The organism is Micromonospora sp. KC207 (assembly GCF_004348615.1).
Taxonomy (GTDB): Bacteria; Actinomycetota; Actinomycetes; order Mycobacteriales; family Micromonosporaceae; genus Micromonospora.
On the sequence record NZ_SMKJ01000376.1, the window covers coordinates 1 to 5,251 of the forward strand.

A 5,251-nucleotide genomic window follows, 5' to 3' on the forward strand; every position below is an offset into this window, starting at 1 on the left:
CCGCTGGTTGCTGGCGACGGCGGGCGCGGAGCCGCCTGACTGGTACGGCCGCCCGGCGGCGACGTGGGCGTAGTTGCTGGCGGTGACGCACGTCGGCAGCAACCAGCGGATGGGCCTCCACAACGTCTTCCACACCTCCACGCTCAAGCAGACCGCCCCCGGCTACTGGGTCGTCGGCTGCTGACAGCCGTCGATCGGGGCCCCTGCTCCACCGGAGGCATCGACAGGGGGCCTCTCCTTTCAGTCGTTGAGGGCGGCGTGCAGGGCGCTCGGCAGGTCCGGGTGGTGGTATGCGAAGCCGGCCCGGTTCAGCACGGCGGGCAGCACCCGGGCGCTGGTCAACGCCTCGTGGGCGAAGCCGCCGAGGGCCACCTTCAGGGCCAACGCCGGGATCGGCACGACCGCCGGGCGGCGCAACTGGCGGGCCAGCTCCCGGGTGAAATCGGCGTTCGTGACCGGGGCCGGGCCGACGGCGTTGACCGGACCGGCCATGTCGTCGCGGTCCAGCAGGAACCGTGCCGCGCGCAGCCAGTCGGCCATCGAGATCCACGGCAGCCACTGCCGGCCGCTGCCAAGCTTCCCGGCGATGCCCAGCTTGAAGGGCAACAGCTGCGGCTTGAGCAGCCCGCCGTCGCGGTGCAGCGGCAGCCCGGTACGCAGCCGGACCACCCGCACCCCGGCGTCCTCGGCGGGGCGGGTGGCCGCCTCCCAGACCCGGCAGACGTCGGCGAGGAAGCCCTCACCGGCCGGGGCGTCCTCCTCGACCACGCGGTCGCCCGTGTTGCCGTACCAGCCGACGGCCGAGGAGTTCAGCAGCACCGTCGGCCGGTCGGCGGCCGGCAGGCCGGCGATCGTGATGGCCAGCATGGTGGTCGAGTCGACCCGGCTGGACCGGATCACCCCCTTGTACGTCTCGTTCCACCGCCTGTCGCCGACGCCCGCGCCGGCCAGGTTGACCACGGCGTCGGCGCCGGCGACCACCGCCGGGTCGAGTTGGGCGGCGGACGGTTTCCACTGCCGCTCGTCGGGGGTGCGCGCCGGCCGCCGGACCAGGCGGGTCACCCGGTGGCCGTCCGCGGTCAGGTGGTCGGCCAGCCGGGTGCCCAGGAAGCCGGACGCGCCGGCCATGAGGATCCGCATGCCCCCATCTTCGGTCACGGGCGGCCGGTTGGATGCGGTGAGCGGGATGAAGGAGCGCTGAGCTCACGACACGCCGTAGCACCGGGGTGAGTGGGTCGAGGGCGTCGGCGCGTACCGGAAAGCGGGTGGTCGGCGGCGAGCAGCGCGTCGAAGCCGGCGGCCCCGGCTCCCCGGGTCGGCCCGACCCTGCGGCCCCCCCGGGTCGGCGCGCGCCCGCTCACCAGTCCGGCGGGCGCAGGCCGAGCAGCTCATCGACGCTGCCCGCGTCGCCACGCAGCGCGTCGAGGGCGGCGACGATCCGCCGCTCCTCGAAGCCGAAGTGCGACTCGACGACGGCGGTGAGCCCGTCCAGCTCGGCGAGTACCCGTGCCGCGGCGGCCGGGTCATCGGCCAAAGGGGCGGCGACCAGTTCCTCGATCCGGCGCACGATGCCGTCGATCAGCCGGTGGTCCTGGGCGAGCTTCTCCAGGACCGGGCGCAGCTCGGGGACCTGCTCGGCGAGCACCCGGAACGCCCCGGCGTCCTCGCCGGTGTGGTGCCTCGTCAGGGCCGAGCAGAAGCTCAAGCAGTGGGCCCGGAGGCTGCGCGACCGGCCACCGTCGCCCGGCGGGGCCGGGCCGGCGGCGAGGCCCGCGCGGAGCAGGGCCAACTCCTCGCGGAGCCACTGGTGGATCTCGATCAACTGGGTGCCGAGCGCCGCGAGGCGGTCGGCCGGCGAGGAGGAAGAGGGGTGCACACGAGTCCCGACGTCCCGCGCCTCCATGCCCTCGACGGTCTCCTTGCCGGGTGCACCGCGACGCTGGAGTCGACCCTACCGCCCGACCCAACCGCCCGCAGCCCCCGTCACGGCTCGTCCGGGGGTCCGTCGTGCCAGCGCCGCCGCCACTGCGACTCCCGCGCCTCGTGGACGGCCCGCTCGGCGAAGGCCGTGCGGTGAGCGGGACGAAGGAGCGCGCTCACCGCACGAGGCCGCCCGGGCGGTCAGCTTCCGACGCCGGCCGGGCGCAGGTCGGCCAGGAGGCGCTCCACCTCCGCGAACGCGTCGGCCGGCAGCGGGCCGAGGGTGAGCGTGGCGAAGTTCTCCTCCGCCTGGACCACCGTGCGGCACCCGGGGATCGGCAGCGTCCGGTCGCTGCGGGCCAGCAGCCACCCCAGCGCCCCCTGCGCGAGTGTGCGGCCGTCGGCCGTCAGGGCCTCCCGCACCTCGGCAACCCGGGCCGCCCACTGCGGCGTCGGCCGGCCGTCAACGAACCACGCCAGCCACTGCGGAGCCTTCCCGCGCACGTCGTCGGCGCCCAGTGCCGCCGGACTCCCCTGGTAACGGCCGGTGAGCAGGCCCATCGCGAGGGGCCCCCGGTTGAGGCTGGCCTGGTCCAGCTCCGCGCAGAGGGCGAGCATCGCCGCGTTGTCCTTCAGCACCGACTGGTCGTGCTGGATCGCCGCGCAGTGCGTGCCCGCCCCGGCGAACGCCCGCGCCGACGCCGGGTGGTCGGTGCTCCACCCGTACGCCCGGATCTTGCCCTGGTCGACGAGGCCCTCCAGGGTCTCGACGAGGTCGAGCGCGGCGGGCACCGGCAGGTCGTTGAGGTGCAGCTGGTACAGGTCGACGTGGTCGGTGCCGAGCCGGCGCAGCGACGCCTCCAGGCTCGCCACCGCGTAGGCGGGGGAGGCGTCCGTGCCGGTGGCCAGCCGGGTCGCCTCGTCGGAGCGGTTGCCGAACTTGGTGGCGATCACCACCTGGTCCCGGCGGCCCGCGAGGGCCCGGCCGAGGACCCGCTCGCTGTGCCCTGCGCCGTAGTTGCTGGCCGTGTCGAACAGCGTCACCCCCAGGTCGAGGGCCCGGTGCACGGTGCGGATCGACTCGTCGTCGTCGACCTCGCCCCACCCGTACGGCTGCCCGTCGTCGCCCCAGAGCGGCCCGCCGATCGCCCAGCACCCCATGCCGATGGCGCTGACCTTGATTCCGCTGCGACCCAGTGTCCGTGTCGTCGTCATGCGCCCAGTTTTCTACCTGGAGCGCGCACCAGGTCAAGCGCTAGTGTGCGTCGGTGACCGGATACGCACCCTCGGAGGCCGCCCGCCGCAGCGGGTTCAGCCTCGACACCCTGCGCTACTACGAGAAGATCGGCCTGCTCAGCGGCGTCGGGCGCACCTCGGCCGGGCGTCGGGTGTTCAGCGACGACGACCTGGGCTGGCTGACGCTGTTCCGCTGCCTGCGCGACACGGGCATGCCGATCGCCGAGATGTGCCGGTACGCCGAGCTGGCCCGCGCCGGCGACCACACGACCGGGGAGCGCCGGGAGCTGCTGGTGCGGCACGCGGAGCGGGTCGAGGAGCAGACGCGCCTGCTCCAGCGCCAGTACGACCACCTGCGCGAGAAGATCCGCTTCTACGACGCCCTGGGCTGAGCGGGGGCCTGCATCCTCGGCTGGGCGCCGCATTATCCGGTCGACCGCACCGGGGCCCGGTGGCAGGATGCCCGGGGTGTCGACGTCCCGTGGTGACCTGGTCCGGTGGCAGTTCGACCTGACCTGGGCCCTCTTCGAATACCACCTCGAACGGCTGGAGCCGGCCGACTTCCTGTGGGAGCCGGCCGCGCACTGCTGGACCGTACGGCCCGGCCCGGCCGGCACGTGGATCCCGGACTGGGCGCAGACGGAGCCCGACCCGACGCCGGTGCCCACGATGGCCTGGCTGACCTGGCACATCGGGTGGTGGTGGTCGTCGGCGGGGGAGCACCTCCAGGGGCGGCCCGTGCCCCAGCACACCGAGGTCGCCTGGCCGGGTGCCGGCGCGGCGACGATCGAGTGGCTGCGCGACCTGCGGCGGCAGTGGCTCGGGCACCTCGACCGGCTCGCCGACGCCGACCTCGACCGAGTGGTCGCGTATCCGTGGCCGGCCGACGCCGGGCACACCGTCGCCCACCTGCTCGGGTGGGTCAACGCCGAGCTGATGAAGAACGTCGCGGAGATCGGGCAGCTCCGGCTGCTGCGCGCCGCACGGTGACTCAGGACGCCAGAACTGGCGGGGCGCGAACCACGCCATGGTCGTGCTGAAGCGTCAACAGTCCAAGATTTCGGCGTGCCCGCCTGTTTCGTCAAGCGGCGAGGCGGCGCAGCACCGGGGTGAGCGGGTCGAGGGCGTCGGCGCGTACCACGAAGCGGGTGACGCCCCAGCGGCGCCCGTGTTCGGCGACCGCCGCGACGATCTCGGCCTCGGTGCCGATCAGCACGAACGGCGTGGCCAGCAGCTCCGGGCCGGTCAGGCCGACGGCGGCCGCCCGCTGCGCCGCGACGGCCTCCGCGTCGTCGGTCACGGTCACCGTCTGCACCAGCGCCTCCAGCGCCGGCGGTCGCGCCCGGCCCGCCGCACCCTCAACGACGCAAGCGAGCTGCGCCTCGATCTGGTCGGCCCGCCACCGGGCCTCGTGCCGGTGGCCGTCGTCGAGGGTACGGCCGAAGCCGGCCAACCCCACGACGTCGGCGTGCGCGCCGGCCCAGCGCAGCAGCGTCGAGTTGGACGTGCCGACGGTCAGCGGCACGCGCTCCTGCACCGGCCGGGGTGAGTCGAGCCGGGCGGCGCGCACGGTCAGCTCGGGGGAGTCCACGGTCACCTCCTTGCCGTCGAGCAGGGCCCGCACCACCTCGGTGACCGCGACGCAGCGGCGCACCCGGCCGGCGACGTCGGGGCGTTCCCGGCCGACCGCACGCCACTCGGCGGGGGTGTGGCCGGCCCCCACGCCGAGGCGGGCCCGCCCGCCGGAGACGACGTCGAGGGTGGCCACGGCGGTGGCGAGCAGCATCGGCTCGCGGACGCCGAGGTTCAACACGTACGAGCCGAGGCCGATCGTCGTGGTGACCGACGCGGCGGCGGCAAGCGCGACGAACGGGTCGCCGCACGAGCCGGCGTGGTCGGCGGCGAGCAGCGCGTCGAAGCCGGCGGCCTCGGCCCGGCAGGCCAGGTCGAGCCAGCCCGTCGCGTCGGCCGGGGTGGACTGGAGCGAGAAGCTGGCCATCGCCCCAGCGTCCGGCACCGGTGACCGGCGGGCAACACGCCGGGGGCGGATTCTGCCGACCGGCGAATCCGCCGATCGCTGAACCCGCCCCCGGCG

Annotated in this window: 6 protein-coding genes; 2 read left to right on the forward strand and 4 right to left on the reverse strand. The window is 74.9% G+C overall.

All coding sequences use genetic code 11. The annotated features are described in order from the left end of the window. Positions 1-240: 240 nt before the first annotated feature. From E1258_RS29460 to E1258_RS29470, 3 genes are all read right to left on the reverse strand, one after another. Positions 241-1,140 carry a TIGR01777 family oxidoreductase gene (locus E1258_RS29460; RefSeq protein WP_132406862.1) on the reverse strand — a complete coding sequence of 300 codons (900 nt, stop codon included), beginning with the start codon at positions 1,138-1,140 and terminating at the stop codon, positions 241-243. Positions 1,141-1,357: 217 nt separating this feature from the next. Next, the gene (locus E1258_RS29465) at positions 1,358-1,903 is read right to left on the reverse strand and encodes a hemerythrin domain-containing protein (RefSeq protein ID WP_132406864.1); all 546 of its coding nucleotides are present in this window, start codon (positions 1,901-1,903) and stop codon (positions 1,358-1,360) included. A 218-nt stretch (positions 1,904-2,121) separates the two neighbouring features. Further along, positions 2,122-3,135: an aldo/keto reductase gene (locus tag E1258_RS29470; protein ID WP_132406866.1), complete on the reverse strand. Its 1,014-nt coding sequence runs from the start codon at positions 3,133-3,135 to the stop codon at positions 2,122-2,124. Positions 3,136-3,188: 53 nt separating this feature from the next. Here E1258_RS29470 and E1258_RS29475 point away from each other — a divergent pair, with 53 nt between their 5' ends. Both E1258_RS29475 and E1258_RS29480 read left to right on the forward strand, forming a co-directional pair. Next, positions 3,189-3,548, forward strand: a complete 360-nt coding sequence (locus tag E1258_RS29475; RefSeq protein WP_132406868.1) for a MerR family transcriptional regulator — start codon at positions 3,189-3,191, stop codon at positions 3,546-3,548. Between the two features lie 67 nt (positions 3,549-3,615). Continuing rightward, the gene (locus E1258_RS29480; RefSeq protein ID WP_132406870.1) at positions 3,616-4,146 is read left to right on the forward strand and encodes a DinB family protein; all 531 of its coding nucleotides are present in this window, start codon (positions 3,616-3,618) and stop codon (positions 4,144-4,146) included. A gap of 91 nt (positions 4,147-4,237) precedes the next feature. On the opposite strand, the gene E1258_RS29485 is transcribed toward E1258_RS29480, so the two are convergent. Then, positions 4,238-5,155 carry an LLM class flavin-dependent oxidoreductase gene (locus E1258_RS29485; RefSeq protein WP_132406872.1) on the reverse strand — a complete coding sequence of 306 codons (918 nt, stop codon included), beginning with the start codon at positions 5,153-5,155 and terminating at the stop codon, positions 4,238-4,240. Positions 5,156-5,251: the final 96 nt, after the last annotated feature.

Excerpts from the sequence above, each read along its gene's own strand:
- E1258_RS29480 (WP_132406870.1), top strand. The coding sequence starts at position 3,616 with ATGCCCGGGGTGTCGACGTCCCGTGGTGACCTGGTCCGGTGGCAGTTC.
- E1258_RS29465 (WP_132406864.1), bottom strand. The coding sequence starts at position 1,903 with ATGGAGGCGCGGGACGTCGGGACTCGTGTGCACCCCTCTTCCTCCTCG.
- E1258_RS29485 (WP_132406872.1), bottom strand. The coding sequence starts at position 5,155 with ATGGCCAGCTTCTCGCTCCAGTCCACCCCGGCCGACGCGACGGGCTGG.
- E1258_RS29460 (WP_132406862.1), bottom strand. The coding sequence starts at position 1,140 with ATGCGGATCCTCATGGCCGGCGCGTCCGGCTTCCTGGGCACCCGGCTG.
- E1258_RS29470 (WP_132406866.1), bottom strand. The coding sequence starts at position 3,135 with ATGACGACGACACGGACACTGGGTCGCAGCGGAATCAAGGTCAGCGCC.